The sequence below is a fragment of the Saccharopolyspora sp. ID03-671 genome (assembly GCF_045278815.1).
Lineage (GTDB): Bacteria > Actinomycetota > Actinomycetes > Mycobacteriales > Pseudonocardiaceae > Saccharopolyspora > Saccharopolyspora ipomoeae.
The window spans coordinates 2,291,741-2,317,675 of record NZ_CP134054.1 but is presented as its reverse complement, the minus strand read 5'-3'; the positions used below and the strand labels follow the sequence as shown (position 1 = coordinate 2,317,675).

Genomic DNA, 25,935 nt, shown 5'->3' with positions numbered 1-25,935 from the left:
GCCCGGCATCCCGGCACCCGTTCGGGTGGCGGGTGCTGGAGCAGGACGGTTTTAGCCATAACTGTCCCGGCAAAACGGACATTGATCATGGGTGATTATGGCTAAAACCGTCCGCGGTCCCAAAACACCCGACGCGAGGCCCCTACGGGGCGATCTCGTGCCAGCGGTTGGTGATGGGCAGGCGGCGGTCGCGGCCGAAGGCCTTGAACGAGATCTTCGTGCCCGGCGGGTACTGGCGGCGCTTGAACTCCGCCTTGTCCACCATCCGCAGCACCCGCTCCACCAGCTCGGCGTCGAACCCGTCCGACACCAGGTCCTGGTAGCCCTTGTCGCCCTCGACGTAGCCGTCGAGCACCACGTCCAGCACGTCGTACTCCGGCAGCGAGTCCTGATCGGTCTGATCCGGCCGCAGCTCCGCCGACGGGGGCTTGCTGATCGAGTTCTCCGGGATCGGCGCCACCTCACCGCGCTTCTCCGCGGCCTCGTTGCGCCACCGCGCCAGCTTCCACACCAGCGACTTCGGCACGTCCTTGATCGGCGCGAACGCGCCCACCGCGTCGCCGTAGATCGTCGAGTAGCCCACCGCCAGCTCGGTCTTGTTGCCCGTGGCCAGAACCAGGTGCCCGTGCTGGTTCGACAGCGCCATGAGCAGCACGCCGCGCACCCGGGCTTGCACGTTCTCCTCGGCCAGCCCGGTCAGCTCCAGCTGCCGCACGTAGGTGTCGACCATGTCGGCGACCGCGTGCGTCTCGAAGTGGCAGCCCAGCCGCTGCGCCAGGTCGGCGGCGTCCGAGCGCGAGTGCTCGGAGGAGTACACCGACGGCATCGACACGCCGTAGACCGAGTCCGGCCCCAGCGCGTCGACGGCCAGCGCGGCGCACACCGCCGAGTCGATGCCGCCGGAGAACCCGAACGTCACCGTCCGCGCGCCGTTCTTGTGCACGTAGTCGCGCAGGCCGGTGACCAGCGCGCCCCACACCTCGGCCTCCTCCGACAGCGGCTCGGAGGGCGGCGGCAGCGGGCGCGGCTCGTAGCTCGGCAGCGGTTCGGGCTGCAGCACGAAGCGGTGCACGTCGAACGCCGGCATCCGGATCGGGCCCGGCTCGGCCGGAACGGTCGTCGAGGTGTGCCCGCCCGCGGTCAGGTCCAGGTCGGTGATCAGCAGGTTCTCGGTGAACTGCGGTCCGCGCGCGATGATCTCGCCCGCGGCGTCGGCGATCAGCGAGTCGCCGTCGAAGACCAGCTCGTCCTGCGCGCCCACCAGGTTCACGTACGCCAGCGGCGCCCCGGCCTCCACCGCGCGCCGCGACACCAGCGGCACCCGCTGGTCGTCCTTGGAGCGCTCGTACGGCGAGGCGTTGATGCACACGACCAGGTCCACGCCGACCTTGCCCAGCGCCGCGACCGGACCGCCGTTCTGCCAGATGTCCTCGCAGATCACCACGCCGACGTCCACGCCGTGCAGCTTGACGATCGGCAGGTCGAAACCGGGCGCGAAGTTGCGGGCCTCGTCGAACACGCCGTAGTTGGGCAGGTGGTGCTTGTTGTAGGTCGCCACGACCTCGCCGCCGTAGAGCAGCGACGCGGAGTTGCGCGGTCCCTCGTCGTCGCGCCCCAGGTGCCCGACGATGACCAGCGCGTCACCGCACCCCTCGGCCTGCAGGTCCAGCGCCAGCCGCTCCAGCGCCTCGCGGTTCGCCGCGGCAAAGGACTTGCGCAGCGTCAGGTCCTCGATCGGGTAGCCGGACAGCGTCATCTCCGGGAACGCCACCACGTGGGCGCCGTCCTGCACAGCGCGCCGGGTCCAGTCCAGGACGAGCGAGCTGTTGCCGACGATGTCGCCGACACACGTGTTGACCTGTGCGAGTGCGATCCGCAGCTGGGGCATGCGCCCATCTTCGCGCACCCACCCGGGTGGTGTGCCGCAGCCCGACGTGAATCACACGGGCACGTTCATGTCAGGATCACCGAATGGCCCGCCGACTTCGAGTGCTGACCGCGATGGCCCTGCTCGTGCTGGCCGCCGGAGGCTGCGGCGCCCCGAGCACCCAACCGCTGCAACCGCACCAGGAGCGCAAGGGGCCGGTCGGCCCGATCCCCACCGGCATGGACCGCTTCTACGGCCAGGCGATCGACTGGGGCCGCTGCTCCGACTACGCCACCTCGTCCGCCGACCGCACCGCCTTCCAGGACCCGGAGCTGGAGTGCGCGCGGCTGGAGGTGCCGATGGACTACGCGCACCCCGACGGCAAGACCATCCGGATCGGAGTCCTGCGCAAACCGGCCGGCGACCCGCAGGCGCGCATCGGCTCGCTGATGGTCAACCCGGGCGGTCCGGGCGCGTCGGGCATGAGCGCGGCGGCGAGCCTGGCGGGCAGCGTCGCCAACAGCGAGGTGGGGGAGCGCTTCGACCTGGTCGGCTTCGACCCGCGCGGCATCGGTGCCTCCGAACCCGCGGTGCGCTGCCTGACGGACTCCGAGCGCGACGCCGAACGCCTCGACTCCGACGCCGACACGTCACCGTCCGGTGTGGCCGAATCCGAGCAGGAGGAGCGCGACTACGCCGCCAAGTGCGCCGAGCGCACCGGCGCGGACATGCTCGCCAACGTCGGAACCCGCGACGTGGTGCGGGATCTGGACGTGCTGCGCTCCGCGCTCGGCGAGGAGAAGCTGAACTACCTCGGCTACTCCTACGGCACCCGGATCGGCTCGGAGTACGCCGAGAGCTTCCCCGGCAACATCCGCGCGATGATCCTCGACGGCGCCATCGACCCCGGCCAGACCACAGTGGACGCGCTGGTCGCGCAGGGCGCCGGGTTCCAGCGCGCCTTCGACGACTTCGCCCGCTGGTGCGCCGGGCAGTCGACGTGCGCGCTGGGGCAGGACCCGAAGCAGGCGGTCCACCGGTTCCAGCAGCTCACCCGCCCGCTGGTCGACAAGCCGGTCCAGGCCGGCTACGGACGCGAGCTGTCCTATTCGGACGCCACGATGGCCGCGATCCAGGCGCTCTACGCGCCGTCGCTGTGGGAGGCCCTCGACACCGGGCTCGCCGAGCTGCAGCAGGGCCGCGGCCAGACCCTGCTGAGCCTCGCCGACAGCTACTTCGGCCGCGAGGCCAACGGCAGCTACACCAACACCACCGACGCCTTCGACGCGATCCACTGCGTCGACGACAAGCGCGTGATGGACCCGGAGGAGGTCCGGGCGGCCGACCGCCGCTACCGCGAGGCCGCCCCGTTCCTCGACGACGGCAACCCGCCGAGCTCGGCCCGGGACATGTGCGCGTTCTGGCCGGTCCCGGTCACCGGCGAGCCCACCCAGCCGCAGGTCGGGGCGCTGCCGCCGGTCCTGGTCATCTCCACCACCGCCGACCCGGCGACGCCGTACCAGGCGGGCGTGCAGCTGGCCCAGGCGCTGCACGGCAGGCTGCTGACCTACGAGGGCACCCAGCACACGGTGTTCCTGCAGGGCGTGAGCTGCGTCGACGACGCGGGCACGAGCTACCTCGTGGACCTGGAGGTCCCGAAGGACGGGACCCGCTGCTCGGGTTGATCGATTCTCCTGATCACGGCTGTGGTGAATCAGGTCACATCCCGCTTATCGTCGCCGCATGGATCATGCGGACGAAACGGGCGGGAAGCCCGCGGAGCAGAGCGTGACGTCGGTGCTGCTGTCCGGCAGCACGTACAAGAGCCTCGGTGAACAGGTCCTCTCCCCGGCGGAGGAGCGCTTCGAACGCGCCCGCCGCACCACCGGCCTGTTCCTCGCCCCGGCGCTGACCGTCCTGTTCCTGCTGCTGCCGACGCAGCTCGAACCCGCCCAGCACAAGCTCGCCGCCGTGCTGCTCGGCGTCATCGTGCTGTGGGTGTGCGAACCGGTGCCGATCCCCGTCGGCGGCCTGATCGGCGTCGCGGCGGTGGTGCTGCTCGGCGTGATGCCGCCCGACGACGTGCTCGAACCCTTCGGATCCTCGACGGTGTTCACCTTCATCGGCGCGTTCATCCTCGCCCAGGCGATGCTGCGGCACGGCGTGGCCAGGCGCTTCGCCTTCACCATCCTGTCGCTGCCCGGTGTCGGCAAGAGCGCCTGGCGGGTCATCGTCGCCTTCGGCGTGATCACCGCCGTGCTGTCGGCGGTGGTGTCCAACACCGCCACAGTCGCGATGCTGCTGCCCACCGCGGTCGGCATCCTCGCCGTCATCGCCGAGCTCGTCCGCGCGCAACTGCCCGAAGGACAGCCCTTCGACCCGCTGCGGCTGCGCGTCGGCGTGGCCCTGATGCTCATGCTCGCCTACGGCGCCAGCGTCGGCGGTCTGCTCACCCCGATCGGCTCGCCGCCCAACCTCATCGGCCGCGGCCTCATCGAGGAGGTCACCGGCCAGCGCATCTCGTTCCTGCAGTGGATGGCGATGGCCGCGCCCGTCTGCCTGCTCATGTTCGCCGTCCTGGCCGTGGTGCTCCTGCTGCTCAACCGCCCGGAGATCAACCGGCTCACCGGGGTCGAGGACTACGTCGCGGGCGAGCGCGCCAAGCTCGGGCCGCTGTCCCGCGCCGAGAAGAACACGCTCATCGCCTTCGCCGTCACCGTCGTGCTGTGGGTGACGCCCGGGTTCGTCGCGCTCATCGCAGGCAACGACTCGGCCGCCTACGACGCCGTCAGCGACCGGCTCGACGAGGGCATCGTGGCGGTGCTCGGCGCCGCGCTGCTGTTCGTGCTGCCGACCGACTGGTCCCAGCGCCGCTTCACCCTCACCTGGACCGAGGCCTCCCGCATCGACTGGGGGACCGTGGTGCTGTTCGGCACCGGCATCATCTTCGGTTCGCTGCTGGCCGACACCGAGCTGGCCCGGACCATCGGTGAGGGCACCGCCGGGACGCTGGGCCTGACCAGCGGCGTCGCCATCACGCTGTTCGCGATCGTGCTGGCCGTGCTGGTGTCGGAGACCACCTCCAACACGGCCGCGGCCTCGGTGGTCGTCCCGATCGTCATCCCGGTCGCCCTCGCCGCCGGCACCAACCCGTTCGTGCCCGCCCTGGCGGCGACCTTCGCGGCGTCCTTCGGGTTCATGCTGCCCGTGTCGACGCCGCAGAACGCCGTCGTCTACGGCTCGGGCGCGGTGCCGATCACCAAGATGATCCGCTCCGGCGCGGTGTTCGACGCCGCCGGCGCCGTCGTCATCGGTCTGGTGCTGCCGCTGATGGTCGCCGCGCTCGGCTTCGGGTGACCGCCTCGGCGTGGCCGGTCACCGGCCACGCCGATCACCCCGAGCACGAGGCCAGGAAGTTAGAGTGCGGGGCATGAACCGCCAGCAGGAGTTTGTGCTCCGCACCCTGGAGGAACGTGACATCCGCTTCGTGCGGCTGTGGTTCACCGACGTCCTCGGCATGCTCAAGTCGGTGGCGATCTCGCCCGCCGAACTGGAGGGCGCCTTCGCCGAGGGCATCGGGTTCGACGGCTCGGCGATCGAGGGCTTCGCCCGGGTCTACGAGTCCGACATGGTCGCCAAGCCCGATCCGACCACGTTCCAAGTGCTGCCCTGGGAAACCGCCGACGGCGAGCACTACTCGGCCCGGATGTTCTGCGACATCCAGATGCCCGACGGTTCGCCCTGCTGGTCCGACCCGCGACACGTGCTGCGCCGGACCCTGGCGCGCGCCACCGAATCGGGATTCACCTGCTACGTGCACCCCGAGATCGAGTTCTTCCTGCTCAAGGGGCTTCCCGGCGACGGCAGCGAGCCGGAGCCCGCCGACTCCGGCGGCTACTTCGACCAGTCCAGCCACGACGCGGCCCCGCACTTCCGCCGCAACGCCATCGAGACCCTCGAAGCGATGGGCATCTCGGTGGAGTTCAGCCACCACGAGGGCGCGCCCGGCCAGCAGGAGATCGACCTGCGCTACGCGGACGCGCTCACCATGGCCGACAACGTCATGACGTTCCGGTACGTGGTCAAGGAGGTCGCGATCACCCAGGGCGTGCGCGCCTCGTTCATGCCCAAGCCGTTCAGCGCGCAGCCGGGCTCGGGCATGCACACCCACTTCAGCCTGTTCGAGGGCGACCAGAACGCCTTCTACCACCCGGAGGACCCCTACGAGCTGTCCGAGACCGGCCGGGCGTTCCTCGCGGGCATCCTGCACCACGCGCGCGAGATCAGCGCCGTGACCAACCAGTGGGTGAACTCCTACAGCGGCTCGTCGTCGGCGGCGAAGCCCCGACCGCGGTCTGCTGGGGCCACGCCAACCGGTCCGCGCTGGTCAGAGTGCCGATGTACTCGCCGGGCAAGTCCTCGTCGCGCCGCGTCGAGGTCCGCAACCCCGACTCCGCCTGCAACCCGTACCTGGCCTACGCGGTGATCCTCGCCGCGGGCCTGCGCGGGGTGGAGAAGGGCTACGAGCTCCCGCCGGCCACCGAGGACGACGTCTGGAGCCTCACCGAGCACGAGCGCAAGGCCGCCGGCTACGCCAACCTGCCGCAGAACCTCACCGAGGCGCTCGGCGAGATGGAGAACTCCGAGCTGGTAGCGGAAACCCTCGGCGAGGAGGTGTTCAACTTCTTCCTGCGCAACAAGCGCGAGGAGTGGAACAACTACCGGAGCCGCGTCACCCCGTACGAGCTCTCCTCGATGCTCCCGGTGCTGTGAAACCGTCCGTCAGGCAACCGGCGGTGCCGGTTTCTCCTTTCACCACCTGAGCAACCGGCACCACCGGGGGGTTCTGAGCGGTGCTGTGGCGAGTGCCCCGCGACGCCGTGCATGAGTCGTGGCGCACGGAGTCCGCGGCACCGCTCAGGTTCCCCTGCTCGCACCGCCGAGCAAAAGGACCACGGAGTTCTCCTGTGGTTCTTGGGGCGATAGGTTGCGGCTGTGACTGATTCGCAGCCGCACCCCGAGCACGACGAAACGCGCTCCGGCGAAACCGCCGTCGAGCTGCAGTCGGGCGTTCTGGAGCAGTCGTCCGAGTCGTTGGAACCGGAGTGGCCCGCCGAGCAGCCGGCCGCCGCCCAGCCGTCGTCCTTAACCCTGCTCGGCTGCACCCTGGCCTGCCGCGATCAGCTCCCTGCCGCGCGCGTGCTGCGCACGACCTTCCGCAAGCACCACCCGGGCGCCGGGTTCGTGCTGCTGCTCGTCGACGAGCCCGAGGCCGTGCGGGACGAGCCCGACGCGCTGTCGATCGCCGACATCGGCGTCGACCCGCAGGAGTTCGCGCGCCTGGCCATCGGCTGCACCGCCGAGCAGCTGCGCGGCGTGCTGCGCCCGCGCCTGCTCAAGCACCTGCTGCGCTCGGGCTCGACCGTCGTGCACTTCGAACCGTGGGTCCAGATCTTCGGCCCCTTCGACGACCTGCTCACCGGCCTCACCCCGGAACGCCCGGTGGCCCTGGTGCCGCGGGTGCTGCACCCGCTGGCCGCCGACGGACTCCGCCCCGGCCCCGCCGACCTGGCCGAATCCGGCACCTTCGACTCCAGCGCCTTCGCGGTCCGGCCCGGTGCCGAGGACCTGCTCACCACCTGGATCGAGCAGCTGCGCGCCGACCCGACGATGACCGCCCCGGTCCTCGACGGCGCCCCCGCCCTGGTCGATCACCAGGTCATCCGCGATCCCGGCGTGGGCCTGTCGGTGTTCAACGCCGCGCAGCGCCAACTCGACCTCGCCGACGGCGAGCACCGCGTGGACGGATCGGCGCTGCGCAGCGTGCACTTCGACGGGTTCCAGCCGCAGCGCCCGTGGCTGCTCTCGGCCGACTACGCCGACAACCCGCGACTGCTGCTGTCCGAGAACCCGGTGCTGGCGGGTCTGTGCGCGAGCTACCGCACCGCGCTGGTCGACGCCGGTTACAGCCGCGAGCAACCGCACCCCTTCGACGCCCTCGCCGACGGCGTGCGCCTGCCCGACGGCTTGCGCCGCCAGTACCTGGAGGCCTGGCTCCGCGACGACGCGCCGCCGAGCCCGTTCGAACCCGACGGCGCGGCCGCGTTCCAGGAGTGGGCGTGCTCCCCGGCCGACGACCGGCAGCGCAACTCCGGCGGTTCCCGCTGGACAGCGGCGGTGTGGGCGGACGACGAGCTGCTGCGCCGCGACTACCCGGACCCCTTCGGCGCGGACGCCGAGGCGTTCCACGAGTGGTGCGCGGGCGTGGGAGTGGCCAGCGGTCGCGTGCCCGCCGAAGCCGTGCGCCGCAGGACCGGCGGCGACCTCGCGCTCGTCGACCAGCTCGGCGTCGCGGTGCTCGGCAGCGGCCCGCTCGCCGACCTGATGCGCACCGCGGTCGGCTCCTCGGGCCTGCCCTCGGCCGACACCGCCTACTACCCGGTGGTCCTGCGCTGCTCGCCCGGCCTGGCCGTTCCCGCGGGTCGCTACGTCATCGACGTGCACACCGGGGGAGGAACCGACGCGGACGCGGCCGAGACCTGGGTCCTGTCGGAGAGCAGCCGCAGCGCCGTGCGCCGCACCGGCAGCCGAACCCGCGTGGTGACGCTGCCCGCGCCGGAGCGCGAGCGCATCGACCTGCCGACCCGCAAGGGCGCCCGCGCGCGGTTCGAGCTGTCCGACGAGTTCGTCCTCGCCGCCCACGTAGACCACGCTGCCGAGCGCGCCGACAACGCGCTGGGCCTGGTCTCGGCGTTCCTCACCGCGTTCGCCGAGCGCGACGACGTGCGCCTGCTGGTGGGCGTGGCGGGCGCGACCCGCCACCCGGAGGCCGCCGAACGGCTCCGCCTGGCCACCGCCTCGGACTCCCGGATCAGGCTCGTCGAAACCGACGTCGACCTGCACAAGCTGCTCGCCGCCGCCGACTGCTTCGTCTCGCTGCACCGCGGCGACGCGGGCGACGAGCACGCGCTGCGCCTGCTGGAGGTCGCCGCCCACGGCGTCCCGGTCATCGCGGGTGAGCACGGCGCGGTCGCCGAGCTGCTCGGCGCCCGGTGCGCCCGGCTCGTGCCCTGCCAGGGTGCCGGGGAACCGGACGTCGAGGCGGCAGCCGAGATCATCCGGGACGCCGCCGACGACCCCGAGGGCACCGCGGCGTTCGGCGTCGCCGCCCGGGAGACGCTGCTGGGCACCCACACCGTCGCGCGCGCGGGAGCCCGCCTGCGCGAACGCGTCGAGCACGCCTACCGCAACTGGCGCACCAAGTGGGCGGGGGACAAGCACGGCCAGTTCGACGACCCGCTGCGCCCGCTGCTCGTCGCCCGGCACGCCCTGCACCGCGCGCCGGACGTCGGCCAGAGCGGGAGCAGCTCGATCGCGCCCGCCCTGCGCAAGGCCGTGCTGCGCGCGCTCAGCCACTACGACGACCACATCCGCGACGTGCTCCGCTCGCTGGTCGACGGCGTCGAGCAGACCGCGGGCGAACTGCTGCGCCGCCAGTACGAGGCCGACGGGGACGGCGACGTCGAGTCCGTGCGCGCCGAGCTCGCGCAGCTGCTGCGCCGCCAGGACCAGTTCGGGGCCCAGCTCGTCGGCACCGACGACGGCCTGGTCCGCGCCCGCGCCGACCTCGCCGACCAGCACCGCAGGCTCCGACGTCTGGAGGAGTCGGGCGTCCCGGTCGACGTGACCGGCTCGGACCAGCGCGTCGACGCCCTCGCCGAGCGGATGGACGGGCTGACCGGCGCGCTGGAGAAGGTGCTCGACCGGATGGACGCGATGGAAGCGCGCCAGCCGGACCGCGACCTCGAAGCCGGTGTCGCAGCGCGGCGGGAGACGCGGCCAGCGCGCTGCAGCGCACCGACGTGCTGCAGCGGATCCTGCTGCGCGAGCACGAACGCGCCACCGGCAGCGGGGACGGCACGACCACGCCGGTGCTCTGCGACGCGGGCCTGATGCGCCTGCCCGCCGACGACCCGCTGATGCTGCCGTGGCTGTCGTCGAACCCGGCTTGGGACGCGGAGGTCTCCGCGCTCATCGACTCGCTGCTGGAACCCGATGGGGTGTTCCTCGACGTCGGCGCCTACGTCGGTTACCAGGCCGTGCGGGTGCTCAGCAGGCTCGGCAACAGCGGCGCGGTGGTCGCGGTGGAGCCCAGCGCCCAGGCTCGCGCGCTGCTCAAGCACAACGTCGAGATGAACGTCCCGTCGGCGTGGGCGCACCGCTTGCTCCTCATCGAGGGCGCGGCCTGGGACGGCCCGGGTGAGCTGGCGGCAGAGCCCGCACTCGCCGGCGGCGTGTCGGTCGAGCCGATCGCGGCCGAGGGCGAGGAACAACCGCAGGAGAAGGTCCCGGCGTTCCGGCTCGACAAGGAGCTGGAGAACCACGCCTCGCTGGAGGACCTCAAGCTCTCGGTCGTGCACGTCGACGTCGGGGGCCGGGTGCACCGGGTTCTCGGCGGCCTGGTCCGGATGCTGCGCCGCGATCGCCCCTCGATCGTGTGCTCGTTCACACCGGACGCGATCAGCGCCCTGGGCGATGATCCGGCCGCTGCTCTCCGTGAGTTCGGCACGTGGGGGTACGAGCTCGTCCCGGTCGGCCGCAACCGCCCGGTCGAGGCCTCTGACCTGCTGGAAGCCATCAAGTCGGCGGGCAGCGGCAGCACCGTGCGGCTCTGGCTGCGGCCCAAGCAGAAGTGATCGACACTGAGCCGAACGGGTGGCGTCAAGGCCTGAGCAGGCGATTTGACTTTGACGCAGAGTGTGCGTAACTTTCTCTTCGTCGCACGGAAAGCCGAACGACGCGAAGCACTCGCGGCGAACGGCACCGGGAGCGCCGCGAAGCGCCGGACCTCGGTTCGGACCACCGCGACAGCGCAGACCGGTTCGGGGCGGGCGGGTTTGACACCGCGAAGCGCACCGGGTAACGTAAGGCGGTCGCTGGAAGTAGCGAGGGCTTCGGCCCTGCTCCAACCGGCAGTTGATAACTCGAATACGGGCTCGCTCTTCCGGCGAGATCGCAAAGGGGACCCCCCTGAAAGCGCCGAAATGAGGGCCTGCTAGAGTAATCAACACAAGAACGAGGAAATGACTCCCCGGATCTTGCGGCCCTGGAATGGGTGGTGAGGGATGGTGTGGGTGTGTTCTTTGAGAACTCAACAGTGGACTGTTTTGGTTAGTGTTCTTTTATGCCCCTAACCAACTGGATGCGGGTTTTGCCTGCTGATGGTGGTTGGTGGTTTCTTTGAGTATCACGCTCCGACCTTTGTGGTTGTTGAGTGTGTGCTGGGATTGTTTCAACAAGGCATTGTTGGAGAGTTTGATCCTGGCTCAGGACGAACGCTGGCGGCGTGCTTAACACATGCAAGTCGAACGATGAAGCCGCTTCGGTGGTGGATTAGTGGCGAACGGGTGAGTAACACGTGGGTAATCTGCCCTGCACTCTGGGATAAGCCTTGGAAACGAGGTCTAATACCGGATACGACACGTCACCGCATGGTGTGCGTGTGGAAAGTTCCGGCGGTGCAGGATGAGCCCGCGGCCTATCAGCTTGTTGGTGGGGTAGTGGCCTACCAAGGCGACGACGGGTAGCCGGCCTGAGAGGGTGACCGGCCACACTGGGACTGAGACACGGCCCAGACTCCTACGGGAGGCAGCAGTGGGGAATCTTGCGCAATGGGCGAAAGCCTGACGCAGCAACGCCGCGTGGGGGATGACGGCCTTCGGGTTGTAAACCTCTTTCGACAGGGACGAAGCGCGAGTGACGGTACCTGTAGAAGAAGCACCGGCTAACTACGTGCCAGCAGCCGCGGTAATACGTGGGTGCGAGCGTTGTCCGGATTTATTGGGCGTAAAGAGCTCGTAGGCGGTTTGTCGCGTCGGCCGTGAAAACCTGCAGCTTAACTGTGGGCGTGCGGTCGATACGGGCAGACTTGAGTTCGGCAGGGGAGACTGGAATTCCTGGTGTAGCGGTGAAATGCGCAGATATCAGGAGGAACACCGGTGGCGAAGGCGGGTCTCTGGGCCGATACTGACGCTGAGGAGCGAAAGCATGGGGAGCGAACAGGATTAGATACCCTGGTAGTCCATGCCGTAAACGTTGGGCGCTAGGTGTGGGGATGGGTTCCACCGTTTCCGTGCCGTAGCTAACGCATTAAGCGCCCCGCCTGGGGAGTACGGCCGCAAGGCTAAAACTCAAAGGAATTGACGGGGGCCCGCACAAGCGGCGGAGCATGTGGATTAATTCGATGCAACGCGAAGAACCTTACCTGGGTTTGACATGCACTAGACAGCCTCAGAGATGGGGTTTCCCTTGTGGTTGGTGTACAGGTGGTGCATGGCTGTCGTCAGCTCGTGTCGTGAGATGTTGGGTTAAGTCCCGCAACGAGCGCAACCCTTGCCCTATGTTGCCAGCGCGTGATGGCGGGGACTCGTAGGGGACTGCCGGGGTCAACTCGGAGGAAGGTGGGGATGACGTCAAGTCATCATGCCCCTTATGCCCAGGGCTTCACACATGCTACAATGGCCGGTACAGAGGGTTGCGATACTGTGAGGTGGAGCGAATCCCTTAAAGCCGGTCTCAGTTCGGATCGGGGTCTGCAACTCGACCCCGTGAAGTCGGAGTCGCTAGTAATCGCAGATCAGCATTGCTGCGGTGAATACGTTCCCGGGCCTTGTACACACCGCCCGTCACGTCATGAAAGTCGGTAACACCCGAAGCCCATGGCCTAACCCCTTGTGGGAGGGAGTGGTCGAAGGTGGGACTGGCGATTGGGACGAAGTCGTAACAAGGTAGCCGTACCGGAAGGTGCGGCTGGATCACCTCCTTTCTAAGGAGCAATCAAACCCCGAACGTGGTTCGGGAGTTTCCAGATTTAGCATCCGAGTGTGGTGCTGTCTGGGTGCTCGATGGATTGTGGAACACACTAACGTTTAGCGAAACGGTTCACTGTTGGGTATCTGAGAGAGCACACTGCGCTCGTTGTGAGTGTGTGTTGTTTCTCGGGTTGTTGTTTGAGAATTGTATAGTGGGTGCGAGCATCTTTGTGGCCAAGTTTTTTAGGGCACATGGTGGATGCCTTGGTACCAGGGGCCGATGAAGGACGTGGTAGGCCGCGATAGTCCTCGGGGAGTTGTCAAACGAGCTGTGATCCGAGGGTGTCCGAATGGGGTAACCCAGCCCGAGTGATGTCGGGTTACTCATGCCTGAATATATAGGGTGTGAGGGGGAACGCGGGGAAGTGAAACATCTTAGTACCCGTAGGAAGAGAAAACACTGGTGATTCCGTGAGTAGTGGCGAGCGAAAGCGGAAGAGGCTAAACCGTGCGCGTGGGATACCTGGTAGGGGTTGCGTGTGCGGGGTTGTGGGACACTGTTGGGCGGATCTACCAGTCCGCCAGCGTGGCGATGATGGCTAGTTGAATAGGTTGGGAAACCTGACCGTAGACGGTGAGAGTCCGGTAGGCGAAAGTCATTGTTGTGCGTGTGGTGGTGTTCCCGAGTAGCAGCGCTTTCGTGGAGGGTGCTGTGAATCTGGCGGGACCACTCGCTAAGCCTAAATACTTCCTGGTGACCGATAGTGGATAGTACCGTGAGGGAATGGTGAAAAGTACCCCGGGAGGGGAGTGAAATAGTTCCTGAAACCATGTGCCTGCAATCCGTCAGAGCCTCCTTTGCAGGGGTGATGGCGTGCCTTTTGAAGAATGAGCCTGCGAGTTACTGCTGCGTGGCGAGGTTAACCTGGTTGTGGGGTAGCCGGAGCGAAAGCGAGTCTGAATAGGGCGTTCTAGTCGCGTGGTGTAGACCCGAAGCGGGGTGATCTACCCATGGCCAGGGTGAAGCGCGGGTAAGACCGTGTGGAGGCCCGAACCCACCAGGGTTGAAAACCTGGGGGATGAGCTGTGGGTAGGGGTGAAAGGCCAATCAAACTCCGTGATAGCTGGTTCTCCCCGAAATGCATTTAGGTGCAGCGTCGCATGTTGCTTGGGTGGGGTAGAGCACTGGTTGGTTGATGGGCCTTCACGGGTTACTGAGATCAGCCAAACTCCGAATACGCCTGAGTTGAGTGTGGCAGTGAGACGGCGGGGGAGAAGCTTCGTCGTCGAGAGGGAAACAGCCCAGAGCATCGGCTAAGGCCCCCAAGTGTGCGCTTAGTGGGAAAGGATGTGGGATCGCTTAGACAACCAGGAGGTTGGCTTAGAAGCAGCCATCCTTGAAAGAGTGCGTAATAGCTCACTGGTCAAGTGGTCCTGCGCCGACAATGTAGCGGGGCTGAAGCGCACCGCCGAAGCCATGCCAATCCAGATTTTTCTGGGTTGGGTAGGGGAGCGTCCTGCACGAGGTGAAGCGTCCGCGGAAGCGTGGTGTGGATTGTGTGGGAGTGAGAATGCAGGCATGAGTAGCGAGTGAAGAGTGAGAATCTCTTCCGCCGGATGACCAAGGGTTCCTGGGGAAGGTTCGTCCGCCCAGGGTGAGTCGGGGCCTAAGGCGAGGCCGACAGGCGTAGTCGATGGATAACGGGTTGATATTCCCGTACCCGTGCATATGCGCCCATGATGAATTCTTTGATGCTAACCATCCGCGAGCTTCTGATCCTTCGGGTGAAGTGGTGAGTGCATGGGACCCGATAAGTTAGTAGTCAAGTGATGGGGTGACGCAGGAGGGTAGCTCTGCCAGTGAGTGGTTGTACTGGTGTAAGCCTGTAGCCCGGTGTGTAGGTAAATCCGCATGCCTTGTGGGTGAGGGGTGATGCGTAGCCGTTGTGGTGATGTGAGTGATCCCATGCTGCCGAGAAAAGCCTCTAGCGAGTGTGTGCACGGCCCGTACCCGAAACCGACACAGGTGGTCAGGTAGAGAATACCGAGGCGGTCGGGTGAACTGTGGTTAAGGAATTCGGCAAATTGCCCCCGTAACTTTGGGAGAAGGGGGGCCACTGCTGGTGAACGCCCTTTGCGGTGGGAGCTGGTGGTGGTCGCAGAGGCCAGGGAGAAGCGACTGTTTACTAAAAACACAGGTCCATGCGAAGCTGTAAGGCGATGTATATGGACTGACGCCTGCCCGGTGCTGGAACGTTAAGAGGACCCGTAAAGCCCTTTGGGGTGTAGCGGAGAATTTAAGCGCCAGTAAACGGCGGTGGTAACTATAACCATCCTAAGGTAGCGAAATTCCTTGTCGGGTAAGTTCCGACCTGCACGAATGGCGTAACGACTTCTCCGCTGTCTCGACCACAGGCCCGGTGAAATTGCAGTACGAGTAAAGATGCTCGTTTCGCGCGGCAGGACGGAAAGACCCCGGGACCTTTACTATAGCTTGGTATTGGTGTTTGGTTCGGCTTGTGTAGGATAGGTGGGAGACTGTGAAGCTATCACGCTAGTGGTGGTGGAGTCGTTGGTGAAATACCACTCTGGTCGTTCCGGGCATCTAACTCGGGTCCGTGATCCGGATCGGGGACAGTGCCTGGTGGGTAGTTTAACTGGGGCGGTTGCCTCCTAAAGGGTAACGGAGGCGCCCAAAGGTTCCCTCAGCCTGGTTGGCAATCAGGTGTTGAGTGTAAGTGTATAAGGGAGCTTGACTGTGAGACTGACGGGTCGAGCAGGTGCGAAAGCAGGGACTAGTGATCCGGCACTGGCTGGTGGAAGCGGTGTCGCTCAACGGATAAAAGGTACCCCGGGGATAACAGGCTGATCTTGCCCAAGAGTCCATATCGACGGCATGGTTTGGCACCTCGATGTCGGCTCGTCGCATCCTGGGGCTGGAGTTGGTCCCAAGGGTTGGGCTGTTCGCCCATTAAAGCGGCACGCGAGCTGGGTTTAGAACGTCGTGAGACAGTTCGGTCCCTATCCGCCGCGCGCGTAGGAGACTTGCGGAAGGCTGTCCCTAGTACGAGAGGACCGGGACGGACGAACCTCTGGTGTGCCAGTTGTTCTGCCAAGGGCACGGCTGGTTGGCTATGTTCGGGAGGGATAACCGCTGAAAGCATCTAAGCGGGAAGCCTGTTCCTAGATGAGGTCTCCCGCCCCTTTGTGGGTTAAGGCTCCCGGTAGATGACCGGGTTGACAGGCCGGATGTGGAAGCACAGTAATGTGTGGAGCTGACCGGTGCTGATAGGCCGAGGACTTGCTCACGAAGGTGTTACGCACCCACTATACGATGTCTGAGACAACAACCCATGGGTTGTTGATAATCGGATATGTGTGTCAACGTTGATTGACACCCTGAGGTTTTCCCGCGGGTTCGTGGGAACGAGGGTTGTCGGTGGCGATGGCGGGGAGGGTCCGCCCGGTCCCATTCCGAACCCGGTAGCTAAGCTCCCCAGCGCTGATGGTACTGCACTCGCTAGGGTGTGGGAGAGTAAGACACCGCCGACACATTCCTTACAACGGGGCCGGTAGAAGGTAACTTCTACCGGCCCCGTTTTTCGTTGTTGAGATCGAGAACCGCGCGCACGTAGCCTCGGTGGCATGAGCGGTGTCCGGATTCTCGTGGTGCAGCCGTCGCGTTCCGATCCACCCGGTGCCTTGGGCGACTGGCTGGAGGAAGCCGGCGCGGAACTCGACGTGGTGCTCCCCGCGGAAACCGTGTTGCCCGCGGTGGAGGACTACGACGCCCTGCTCGTTCTCGGAGGCGAGATGGGTGCCTACGACGACCTGGACTTCCCGTGGCTGGCGGACGTGCGGCTGATGCTCAGCGGCGCGGTCGCGAAGAGCATGCCGGTGCTGGCGATCTGCCTGGGCGCCCAGCTGCTCGCGGCGGCCACCGGTGGCCAGGTGCGGCAGATGAAGAAGGGCCCGGAGGTCGGAACGCTGCTGGTCGCCAAGCGCGACGTCGCCGCCGAGGACCCGCTGCTGGGGCCGCTCCCGCTGACCCCGGACGTCGTGCAGTTCCACAGCGACGAGTTCAGCCTGCCGCCCTCGGCGCAACTGCTCGCGTCGTCGCCGAAGTGCGACAACCAGGCCTTCCGACTGGGCGAGTGCGCCTACGGCCTCCAGTTCCACGTCGAGACGTCCCCGGAGGTCGTGCTGGAGTGGGCGCGGATGTCACCGGAGATGGCGGAGACGGCGCGGCCGGGGCAGCTCGACCCCGAGCACTTGGCCGAGTTCCACGCGGATCTGGCGGAGACGTGGCGGCCGGTGGCGGAGCGGTTCGTGCGGATCGTCGCGACACCGCCGGAGGAGCGGAAGGCCAGCAGGTTCCTGCCGTTGGCGTGACGCGGGCGCAGGTGGGTCCACGAACGGGATCGAGGCGGACTACGGTTCGATTATGGCCAACAGCAACTCGTCCAGGTCCGGTTCGCCGTCGACGGCTCGGTACGGGTTCAGCGACGCCGAACGCTCCGAGGAGCAGTTGCGGCGCGCGGGCTGGTGGTCGGATCGCGGGCCGGGTGAGGCAGAGCCGATCGTGGCCGCGCTGTCACGCACTCCCGACCCGGATCTGGCTCTGCACTCCCTCGACCGGTTGCGCGAGGCCGATCCGGAGGAGTGGGGTCGGCTGGCGGAGGCGCTGGGGGAGGACGTCGGGCTCCGCGGCCGGCTGTTCAGCGTGCTCGGTGATTCCACCGCGTTCGCCGATCACCTCGCCGCGCATCCCGCCGACTGGAAGCGCCTGACGTCGGAGGCGACTCCGCCGGAGACCATCGACGAGTGGACGGCCGCCCTGCTGGAGGCGGTCGGGGCCGAAGGGGACGGTGAGCCCGGTACCGAGGGCGGACCTGTCGCGAAGCTGCAGGGGCCGGAGGCGGTCCGGGCGCTGCGGGCGGCCTACCGGGCGTTGTTGCTGGACGTGGCGGCGCGCGACCTGGGCGGCATCGCCGAGCCCGGCCTGCCGACCGTGCCCTACGACGAGATCGCCGAGATGCTCGCCGACATGGCGGTCGCCGCGCTCAAGGCGGCGCTGGCGGTGGCCGTGGCCGAGCTGCGCGGTGCCGGCGTCGAGCAGCTGCCGCGGATCTCTGTGATCGCGATGGGCAAGTGCGGTGGCCGGGAGCTCAACTACGTCAGCGACGTCGACGTCGTGTTCGTCGCCGACGGCGAGGCCGACATCGCGGTGGGAACCCGGTTGGCGAGCACGATGATGCGGGTGGTCGGACCCGCGTTCTTCGAGATCGACGCGAACCTCCGCCCGGAGGGCAAGGCGGGCGCCCTCGTCCGCACCCTCGACGGGCATCTCAGCTACTACCGGCGGTGGGCGAGGACCTGGGAGTTCCAGGCGCTGCTGAAGGCGCGTCCGGTCGCCGGCGACGCGGAGCTGGGCGTGCGGTACCTCAACGCGGTGCGGCCGATGGTGTGGACGGCGGCCGAGCGCGAGGACTTCGTGGCCGACGTGCGCTCGATGCGTCGCCGGGTGGAGGACCACGTACCGACGGATCTGGCGGAGCGGGAGCTCAAGCTGGGGCGCGGAGGTCTGCGCGACGTCGAGTTCGCGGTGCAGCTGCTGCAGATGGTGCACGGCCGCAGCGACGAGGCGCTGCGCTCGTCGACGACGCTGGAGGCGCTGCGGGCGCTGGGCGAGGGCGGTTACGTGGCGCGGGCCGACGCCGCGGATCTCATCGATTCCTACCGGTTCCTGCGGACCGTGGAGCACCGGCTGCAGCTGCGGCAGCTGCGGCGCACCCACCTGTTCCCGGAGTTCGACGACGCCGAGGCGCTGGGCGTGCTCGGCCGGGCGGTCGGGTTCCGCTCCAGCGGCCGCAACACCGCGGCGCAGGCTCTGGTCGCCGAGTTCCGCAGGCACGCCAAGCGGGTTCGGCGGCTGCACGAGAAGTTGTTCTACCGCCCGCTGCTGGAGGCGGTGGCGAAGGTGCCGACCGAGGCGATGCGGCTGACGACGTCGGCCGCGGCCGAACGGCTCGCGGCGCTGGGCTACACCTCGCCGCAGGGCGCGCTGCGGCACATCGGGGCGCTGACGTCGGGGGTGTCGCGGCGGGCGAGCATCCAGGGCGCGCTGCTGCCGGTGCTGCTGGACCTGCTGGGCAACACCCCGGATCCCGACGGCGGCCTGCTGGCCTACCGCAAGGTGTCCGAGGCTCTGGCCGAAACCCCTTGGTACCTGCGGTTGTTGCGGGACGAGGGCGTGGTGGCCGAGCGGCTCGCGCAGCTGCTCGGCACGTCGAAGCTGGTGCCGGAGCTGCTGATCCGCGCCCCGGAGGTGCTGCGGCTGCTGGGCGACACGCCGGCGCTGGCCGAGCGCGGTTCGGGGGAGGCCGCGGCGTCGTTGCGCAGCACGGTCGGCCGCTACACCGATCCGCAGCGCGCGGCAGCGGCGGCGCGGTCGTTGCGCCGCCACGAGCTGCTGCGCATCGCGAGCGCGGATCTGCTGGGGCTGGTGGAGCTGGACGCGGTGTGCCAGGGGCTGTCGAACATCTGGGTCGCGGTGCTGGAGTCGGCGCTGGACGTGTCGGTGCGCGACACCGCAGCGCGCTGGGAGGGTCCGGTGCCCGCGAGGCTCGCGGTGATCGGGATGGGCCGTCTGGGCGGTGCGGAGCTCGGTTACGGCTCGGACGCGGACGTGATGTTCGTGTGCGAGCCGGTCGACGACGCCGACGAGGCGACGGCGCTGAAGTTCGCGGGCACGGTCGTGGAGCAGGTGCGGCGGCTGCTGGGCGCGCCGAGCCAGGACCCGCCGCTGGAGGTCGACATCGACCTGCGCCCGGAGGGCAAGCAGGGGCCGCTGGTGCGGACCCTCGACTCGTACGTGTCGTACTACCGGCGTTGGGGCGAGGCGTGGGAGTTCCAGGCGCTGCTGCGGGCCCGGGCGGTGGCCGGAGACGCGGATCTGGGGGAGCGGTTCTGCCGCGCCATCGACCCGATCCGCTATCCCGAGGGCGGGATCGACGAGGCCAAGGCGCGGGAGATCCGCCGGATCAAGGCGCGCGTGGACGCCGAGCGCCTGCCGCGCGGAGCCGATCCGGCCACGCACACGAAGCTGGGCCGGGGTGGCTTGGCGGACGTGGAGTGGACGGTGCAGCTGTTGCAGTTGCAGCACGCCCACGCGGTGCCGCAGCTGCGCACGACCTCGACGTTGGACGGTCTGCGCGCGGCGGCGGAGGCGGGGCTGCTCGATGAGTCCGACGCCCAGGAGCTGATCGCCGCGTGGACGCTGGCGACCCGCTTCCGCAACGCGGTGATGCTGGTCCGCGGCAAGCCGGGCGACCAGCTGCCCAAGCACGTCCAGGAGCGCGCCGCCGTGGCGGCGGCCCTGGGCTACTCGGCCGAGGTCGACACGGGCGAGGTCGTCGACGATTACCTGCGAGTCACCCGTCACGCCAGGAGCGTCGTGGAACGGGTCTTCTACGAAGCATGATCGTTCCCCACCGCCCCGCTTTCTGAAAGAAACCGACACACCCCGCGCGTGTCGGTCTCGGCGACGAAAACCCCGGTTTTCGTCGCGCGAAAACCGGGGTTTTCGACACCGGGTTTCGCGGTGACGGGGTGGTCGGGTTGAGCGGCGGGGAACTCGGCCGGTCGAGTGGTTCGGACCGCCGGGGCCTCGGTGAGCGCGGAAAACCCGCCGGTCGGCGGTCCCCTCGGGGAGGAATGGCTCCCTAACCTGATCACTGCACCGCGGTCGGGGAAAAGGGGACTGGAAAATGTCCGAGGACTTCGAGCTGCTCGTCGACCGACAGGCGTTGTGCGGTACCGGTCCGCTTTGGATGTCCGCCCAGAATTGCGTGTATTGGGTGGATCTGCTGCGCAGGGAATTGCACACCTTCTACCGGGACACCGGTGTGGACGAGGTGCGGGTGCTGCCGGGCAAGGCGACCGCGCTCGGAGCGACGCGGCAGGGCCAGCTCATCGCGGCCGCTGACGGCGGGTTCGCCCGGGTGCACCTCGGCCGGTCCGGGCTGGAGCCGGTGGTGCAGGTCCGCAACGGCGACCGGATGAGCATCGGAGGCTGCGATCCGGCGGGGCGCTTCGTGGCCTGCACCGCCACCCGCTCCGCCGAGCTCCGCGCCAGCGGCTGCTACGTCCTGGAGGGCCACCGGGCCCGCCTGCTGCTCGACGGTCTGACCGCGCCGGGCGGGGTGGCGTGGAGCCCGGACGGGACGCGGATGTACGTGGTCGACCTGCGCACCATCTGGATCTACGACTACGACGCCGAGCGCGCCCGCGCCCACGCCGGCCGCAAGTGGGTGGTGTGCGCGGAGTCCGAGGGCAGCCCGGAGGGCATCGCGGTGGACTCGGACGGGTGCGTCTGGGCGGCGATGCACTGGTCGGGCCGGATACACCGCTACTCGCCGGCCGGAGATCTGGAGACGGTGCTGTGGGCGCCGACCCGGCGGGTCACGGGCCTGGCGTTCGGCGGCTCTCGCCTGGAGGAGCTCTACGTGACCTCGGCCTGCTTCGGCTACGACGAACCCGCCTTCACCGCCGACCCCTACGCGGGCTCGCTCCTCCGCTTCCACCCCGGCGCCACGGGCGCCCCGCTCACCCCCTGGCAGGGCATCTGACCGGCTTGCTGATCAGCCAGTAGTACTAGCGGATCGAACGACGTGCTCGCCCCGGGCCCACGACGACGAGAGGCCCCGCCGGTCTGTGACCGGCGGGGCCTCTCGGGCTGGTCATCGACTCACACGTCGAAGTACAGCGAGAACTCGTGCGGGTGCGGGCGGAGGCGGATCGGGTCGATCTCCTCCTCGCGCTTCAACCGGATCCAGGTCTCGATCAGGTCCGGGGTGAAGACGCCACCCTCGAGCAGGAAGTCGTGGTCGGCTTCCAGGTTGTCGATCGCCTCGGCCAGCGAGCTGGGGACGGTCGGCACGTTCTTGGCCTCTTCCGGCGGGAGCTCGTAGAGGTCCTTGTCGATCGGCTCGGCCGGCTCGATCTTGTTCTTGATGCCGTCCAGGCCGGCCATCATCATCGCGGCGAACGCCAGGTACGGGTTGCCGGACGGGTCCGGGCAGCGGAACTCGACGCGCTTGGCCTTCGGGTTCGAGCCGGTGATCGGGATGCGCATGCAGGCGGAGCGGTTCCGCTGCGAGTACACCAGGTTCACCGGGGCCTCGAAGCCCGGCACCAGGCGGTGGTAGGAGTTCACCGACGGGTTGGTGAAGGCCAGCAGCTTCGGCGCGTGGTGCAGGATGCCGCCGATGTAGTAGCGCGCGGTGTCCGACAGACCGGCGTAACCGGCCTCGTCGTAGAACAGCGGGCTGCCGTCCTTCCACAGCGACTGGTGGGTGTGCATGCCCGAGCCGTTGTCCTCGAACAGCGGCTTCGGCATGAACGTCACGGTCTTGCCGTTCGCCCAGGCGGTGTTCTTGATGACGTACTTGAACAGCTGCAAGTCGTCCGCCGCGTGCAGCAGCGTGTTGAACTTGTAGTTGATCTCCGCCTGACCGCCGGTGCCGACCTCGTGGTGGGCCCGCTCGATCTCGAAGCCCGAGTCCTGCAGCTGGGTCACCATCTTGTCGCGGAGGTCCGCGAAGTGGTCGTACGGCGAGACGGGGAAGTAGCCGCCCTTCATCCGGGTCTTGTAACCCCGGTTGCCGCCCTCCTCGTCGCGACCGGTGTTCCACCAGCCCTCGACGGAGTCGACCTCGGCGAAGGTCTTGTTGGGGGCTTCCCCGAACTTCACCGAGTCGAAGATGTAGAACTCGGCCTCGGCGCCGAAGAACGCGGTGTCCGCCACGCCCGACTCGGCCAGGTACTGCTCGGCCTTGCGCGCGATGTTGCGCGGGTCGCGGCTGTAGGGCTCCAACGTGAACGGGTCGTGCACGAAGAAGTTGAGGATCAGCGTCTTCTCTTCGCGGAACGGGTCCAGCCGCGCGGTGTACGGGTCCGGCAGCAGCAGCATGTCGGACTCGTGGATCGACTGGAAACCGCGCACCGACGAACCGTCGAAGGCGAGGCCGTTGGTGAACGCGTCCTCGTCGAACGCCTTGGCGGGCACGGTGAAGTGCTGCATGATGCCCGGCAGGTCGCAGAACCGGACATCGACGAACTTCACGTCCTCGTCGGCGATGAACCGGAGGACCTCGTCTGGATTCTTGAACAAGCTCGGTGGCTCCTTCACGCAGTCGTACAGCTCACCGGTGCCACGTCGATTGGTCGCCGCCGGCTCGTGGCTCACGGTATGTCACCGGTGTTGCCCCGGCGTCTCCTGAATGTTTCGTGGGCGTTAACTGCCACCTGAACGGGTGGTCCCGGTTACACTTCGCGGCTGAACCCGATGCTCCGGGTGGCCCGACGAGAGCAGTGCGTACCCTGGATGACGTGCGAAATGTCCTCGGCTCGTGGCTGGATGGCCCGAAAAGCGCAGTGAACAACGCGCGTGAGCAGGCCGACGAGAACCGGCCCGCCTTCCGCGGTGAGAAGCTGGGCCTGCCCGAATCCGGCCCCGGCTCGGCCGCCCCGCTGGGCAAGCGGCTGCTGGCCTTCGTGGTCGACCTGGTGCTCGCCGCGCTCATCACGGCCGCCTTCACCGCCCCCGCCTACCCGGGCGACTGGAGCCTGCTGACCTGGCTGATCATCACCGTGGTGCCGGTGTCGTTCTTCGGCGCCACACCCGGCATGGCGCTCGCCAAGATCTGGGTCGCCCGCGTGGACTCCACCAGCATGGTCGGCCCGCTGCGCGCCCTGATGCGCGGCCTGCTCACCGTGCTGATCATCCCCGCGGTCATCTGGAACTTCGACGGTCGCTCCTGGCACGACCGGCTCAGCGGCACCCTCGTGCTGCGCCGCTGACCTCGTGCACCGCTGACCTGCCTGGACGAGAGAACGGGCCCGGGGAGTGATCCCCGGGCCCGTTCCGTCCGCTGTGCCGGACCGGGTCACTTGGCGCGGCGCATCGCCCGCGAGACGTTGCGCATCTTCGCGCCCTGCGGAACCGGGCCCTTCGGCATCGCGTTGCCGCGGCTCGCCAGCGCGGCCAGGCGGTTCTCGATGCTGTCGATCTGCGCCGGACCGATGTTGCGCGGCAGCTTCATGATCCGCTGCTGCAGCTTCGGCAGCGGGACCTGGTTCTCCTCGTTGCCCACGATCAGCTCGTAGATCGGGGTGTCGCCCACCAGGCGCGACACGCGCTTCTTCTCCTGCGCCACCAGGTTCTTGACCCGTCCCGGCGAACCCTCGCCGACCAGGATGATGCCCGGGCGACCGATGATCCGGTGCACCGCGTCGAGCTGCTGCGTCCCGGCCACCGCCTGGGCCACCACCCAGCGGCCCCGCAGGTTGTCCAGCGCCCAGCCGGCCGCACCCGGCTGCCCTTCCGCCTTCCGGAACACCGTCGCCTGCACCCGGCGGCCGAAGATGATCACGGCCGCGAGCAGGCCGAACGCCAGCCCCACCGGCAGGAACACCCAGTGCAGACCCCAGATCATGCCCAGCAGGAAGACCACGACGGTCACACCGAGGAACGCCCCGAGCATCAGCGGCAGGAGGAGCTTGTCCTCCCGGCGCTGCATCTTGAACGCCTCGAAGATTTGCTTGACGCGGCCTACCGAAGCCTGACGTCGCTGTTTGGCCGCCTCTTTCTTAGCGGCCTTGTCCTGCTTGGCCATGTCTCTCAGGATACGGCTCTCTTTGTCTGGGTTGTAGTTGCGTCCCTGGTGCCGTGATCGAGATGTGTCGCGACCGGGGTTGGTCTCGTCTACTGACAAGACTCTGTGGTCTTGTTGCTTGGCGGTGCCAGAAGCGGAACCTGACACGCCTTCTGGCTCCGGGATCCGAGACTGATGTATGCCAATACACGGCGTGTCGGCTGTCCTCCCCAGAAGACGTGTCAGAACCCGCGGCGGTGCAAGTGCCTTAGGTGGGGTACTGAGAAACCGGCTTCGCCGGTTGCCTGACGTGGGGTTTTTGGGTGACAAGAAGGGGCGCTTCCTTTCGGGAGCGCCCCTCTTCTCGTCTCGTCAGCGGTTGAGCAGTGCGCTGGCCTCTTGGGCTGCTGTGCCTGCTTCTGCGAGGTGGGCCATGTTGTCCGGGAGGGGCATGCCCCGGTGGACCGTGGCCTTGGCGAACAGGCGGCCCGCCCGGTAGCTGGAGCGGACCAGGGGACCGGCCATGACGCCCGGGAAGCCGATCTCCTCGGCCGCCTTCGTGTGCTCCACGAACTCCTCGGGCTTGACCCAGCGGTCCACGGGGTGGTGCCTCGGGCTGGGGCGCAGGTACTGCGTGATCGTGATGATGTCGCAGCCCGCGTCGCGCAGGTCCTGCAGCGCGGGCCGGACCTCGTCGGCGGTCTCGCCCATGCCCAGGATCAGGTTCGACTTGGTGACCAGGCCGGCGTCGCGGGCCTGCGTGATCACGTCGAGCGACCGCTCGTAGCGGAAGCCCGGGCGGATCCGGCGGAACACGCTGGGCACGGTCTCCAGGTTGTGCGCCAGCACCTCCGGCCGGGAGCCGAAGACCTCGGCGAGCTGGTCGGGCTCGGCGTTGAAGTCCGGGATCAGCAGCTCCACGCCGGTGCCCGGGTTGAGCTCGTGGATCTGGCGGACCGTCTCGGCGTACAGCCAGGCGCCGCCGTCCTCCAGGTCATCGCGGGCGACGCCGGTGACCGTGGAGTAGCGGAGGCCCATGGCCTGCACGGACTCGGCGACCTTGCGCGGTTCGGAGGTGTCCAGCGCGGCAGGCTTGCCGGTGTCGATCTGGCAGAAGTCGCAGCGCCGGGTGCACTGGTCACCACCGATGAGGAAGGTGGCTTCGCGGTCTTCCCAGCACTCGAAGATGTTCGGGCAGCCCGCCTCCTCGCAGACGGTGTGCAGCCCCTCGCGCTTGACGAGGCCCTTGAGCTCCTTGTACTCGGGACCCATCCGCGCGCGGGTCTTGATCCACGACGGCTTCTTCTCGATCGGAGTCTGGCTGTTGCGGGCCTCCAACCGCAGCAGCTTGCGACCCTCAGGCGCCACAGTCACGCGCCCAGGCTACGCCCTCCACCCCCGGTGTTGGTCAAGGGTGCGCGGCTGAGCAGCGGAAATCGTCGCAGGTCGTGACGGCTGTCACCCCGTGCTCGGAAGCTGTGCGGAATGCTGCTCGCGGCGCTCCGGGAACGGGCAGAGTGCACAGTCGCGCCGAGATGCGGGCCCGAGCGCGTCCCCGGCGGTGGCCGCGGTTGAGCGGGGGGCCGCTCTCGACCGCGCT

The 25,935-nt window shown here is 67.9% G+C and carries 12 protein-coding genes, 3 rRNA genes and 1 pseudogene; 12 read left to right on the top strand and 4 right to left on the bottom strand.

The genetic code is table 11. The annotated features are described in order from the left end of the window. Positions 1 to 142: 142 nt before the first annotated feature. Positions 143 to 1,888, bottom strand: a complete 1,746-nt coding sequence (locus REH65_RS10285) for an NAD+ synthase (protein ID WP_406692250.1) — start codon at positions 1,886 to 1,888, stop codon at positions 143 to 145. An 83-nt stretch (positions 1,889 to 1,971) separates the two neighbouring features. Between REH65_RS10285 and REH65_RS10280 the strand changes: the two genes are divergently transcribed. The 11 genes and pseudogenes from REH65_RS10280 (at position 1,972) to REH65_RS10230 (ending at position 21,308) form a co-directional block, all read left to right on the top strand. Then, the gene (locus REH65_RS10280) at positions 1,972 to 3,552 is read left to right on the top strand and encodes an alpha/beta hydrolase (RefSeq protein ID WP_406692249.1); all 1,581 of its coding nucleotides are present in this window, start codon (positions 1,972 to 1,974) and stop codon (positions 3,550 to 3,552) included. A gap of 58 nt (positions 3,553 to 3,610) precedes the next feature. After that, the gene (locus REH65_RS10275; RefSeq protein ID WP_406692248.1) at positions 3,611 to 5,224 is read left to right on the top strand and encodes an SLC13 family permease; all 1,614 of its coding nucleotides are present in this window, start codon (positions 3,611 to 3,613) and stop codon (positions 5,222 to 5,224) included. A 73-nt stretch (positions 5,225 to 5,297) separates the two neighbouring features. Next, a pseudogene (locus REH65_RS10270) lies at positions 5,298 to 6,640 on the top strand (glutamine synthetase family protein). A gap of 222 nt (positions 6,641 to 6,862) precedes the next feature. Beyond that, positions 6,863 to 9,820 carry a glycosyltransferase gene (locus tag REH65_RS10265; protein ID WP_406692247.1) on the top strand — a complete coding sequence of 986 codons (2,958 nt, stop codon included), beginning with the start codon at positions 6,863 to 6,865 and terminating at the stop codon, positions 9,818 to 9,820. Then, on the top strand, positions 9,730 to 10,563 hold the full coding sequence (locus REH65_RS10260) for an FkbM family methyltransferase (RefSeq protein ID WP_406692246.1): 834 nt from the start codon (positions 9,730 to 9,732) through the stop codon (positions 10,561 to 10,563). Before REH65_RS10265 ends, REH65_RS10260 begins: the two co-directional genes overlap by 91 nt. A gap of 607 nt (positions 10,564 to 11,170) precedes the next feature. After that, positions 11,171 to 12,692, top strand: a 16S ribosomal RNA gene (locus REH65_RS10255). A 218-nt stretch (positions 12,693 to 12,910) separates the two neighbouring features. Then, positions 12,911 to 15,987: ribosomal RNA gene (locus tag REH65_RS10250) — 23S ribosomal RNA — on the top strand. Positions 15,988 to 16,113: 126 nt separating this feature from the next. After that, positions 16,114 to 16,230: ribosomal RNA gene (rrf, locus tag REH65_RS10245) — 5S ribosomal RNA — on the top strand. The 16S, 23S and 5S rRNA genes sit together here, the layout of an rRNA operon. Before the next feature lie 93 nt (positions 16,231 to 16,323). Continuing rightward, entirely contained in the window at positions 16,324 to 17,070 is a 747-nt protein-coding gene (locus tag REH65_RS10240; RefSeq protein ID WP_406692245.1) for a type 1 glutamine amidotransferase, read from the top strand. Between the two features lie 52 nt (positions 17,071 to 17,122). Next, complete coding sequence (locus REH65_RS10235; RefSeq protein WP_406692244.1) at positions 17,123 to 20,161, top strand: bifunctional [glutamine synthetase] adenylyltransferase/[glutamine synthetase]-adenylyl-L-tyrosine phosphorylase; 3,039 nt, start codon at positions 17,123 to 17,125, stop codon at positions 20,159 to 20,161. Between the two features lie 286 nt (positions 20,162 to 20,447). Continuing rightward, positions 20,448 to 21,308: an SMP-30/gluconolactonase/LRE family protein gene (locus tag REH65_RS10230; RefSeq protein ID WP_406692243.1), complete on the top strand. Its 861-nt coding sequence runs from the start codon at positions 20,448 to 20,450 to the stop codon at positions 21,306 to 21,308. 119 nt (positions 21,309 to 21,427) lie between these two features. On the opposite strand, the gene glnA is transcribed toward REH65_RS10230, so the two are convergent. Further along, positions 21,428 to 22,852 carry a type I glutamate--ammonia ligase gene (gene glnA / locus REH65_RS10225; protein WP_281459143.1) on the bottom strand — a complete coding sequence of 475 codons (1,425 nt, stop codon included), beginning with the start codon at positions 22,850 to 22,852 and terminating at the stop codon, positions 21,428 to 21,430. Between the two features lie 263 nt (positions 22,853 to 23,115). On the opposite strand from glnA, the gene REH65_RS10220 reads away from it, so the two are divergent. After that, the gene (locus REH65_RS10220; RefSeq protein WP_406692242.1) at positions 23,116 to 23,541 is read left to right on the top strand and encodes an RDD family protein; all 426 of its coding nucleotides are present in this window, start codon (positions 23,116 to 23,118) and stop codon (positions 23,539 to 23,541) included. Positions 23,542 to 23,627: 86 nt separating this feature from the next. Here the strand turns inward: REH65_RS10220 and REH65_RS10215 are convergent, their stop codons facing one another. Further along, positions 23,628 to 24,356, bottom strand: coding sequence for a DUF4191 domain-containing protein (locus REH65_RS10215; protein ID WP_281459141.1), 729 nt, complete (start codon positions 24,354 to 24,356; stop codon positions 23,628 to 23,630). Positions 24,357 to 24,707: 351 nt separating this feature from the next. Next, positions 24,708 to 25,709, bottom strand: a complete 1,002-nt coding sequence (lipA, locus tag REH65_RS10210; protein WP_281457343.1) for a lipoyl synthase — start codon at positions 25,707 to 25,709, stop codon at positions 24,708 to 24,710. Positions 25,710 to 25,935: the final 226 nt, after the last annotated feature.

Bases quoted from the DNA above. Each gene is read 5' to 3' on its own strand.
- REH65_RS10235 (WP_406692244.1), top strand. From the start codon at position 17,123: ATGGCCAACAGCAACTCGTCCAGGTCCGGTTCGCCGTCGACGGCTCGG.
- REH65_RS10280 (WP_406692249.1), top strand. From the start codon at position 1,972: ATGGCCCGCCGACTTCGAGTGCTGACCGCGATGGCCCTGCTCGTGCTG.
- REH65_RS10275 (WP_406692248.1), top strand. From the start codon at position 3,611: ATGGATCATGCGGACGAAACGGGCGGGAAGCCCGCGGAGCAGAGCGTG.
- REH65_RS10240 (WP_406692245.1), top strand. From the start codon at position 16,324: ATGAGCGGTGTCCGGATTCTCGTGGTGCAGCCGTCGCGTTCCGATCCA.
- REH65_RS10215 (WP_281459141.1), bottom strand. From the start codon at position 24,356: ATGGCCAAGCAGGACAAGGCCGCTAAGAAAGAGGCGGCCAAACAGCGA.
- REH65_RS10230 (WP_406692243.1), top strand. From the start codon at position 20,448: ATGTCCGAGGACTTCGAGCTGCTCGTCGACCGACAGGCGTTGTGCGGT.
- REH65_RS10285 (WP_406692250.1), bottom strand. From the start codon at position 1,888: ATGCCCCAGCTGCGGATCGCACTCGCACAGGTCAACACGTGTGTCGGC.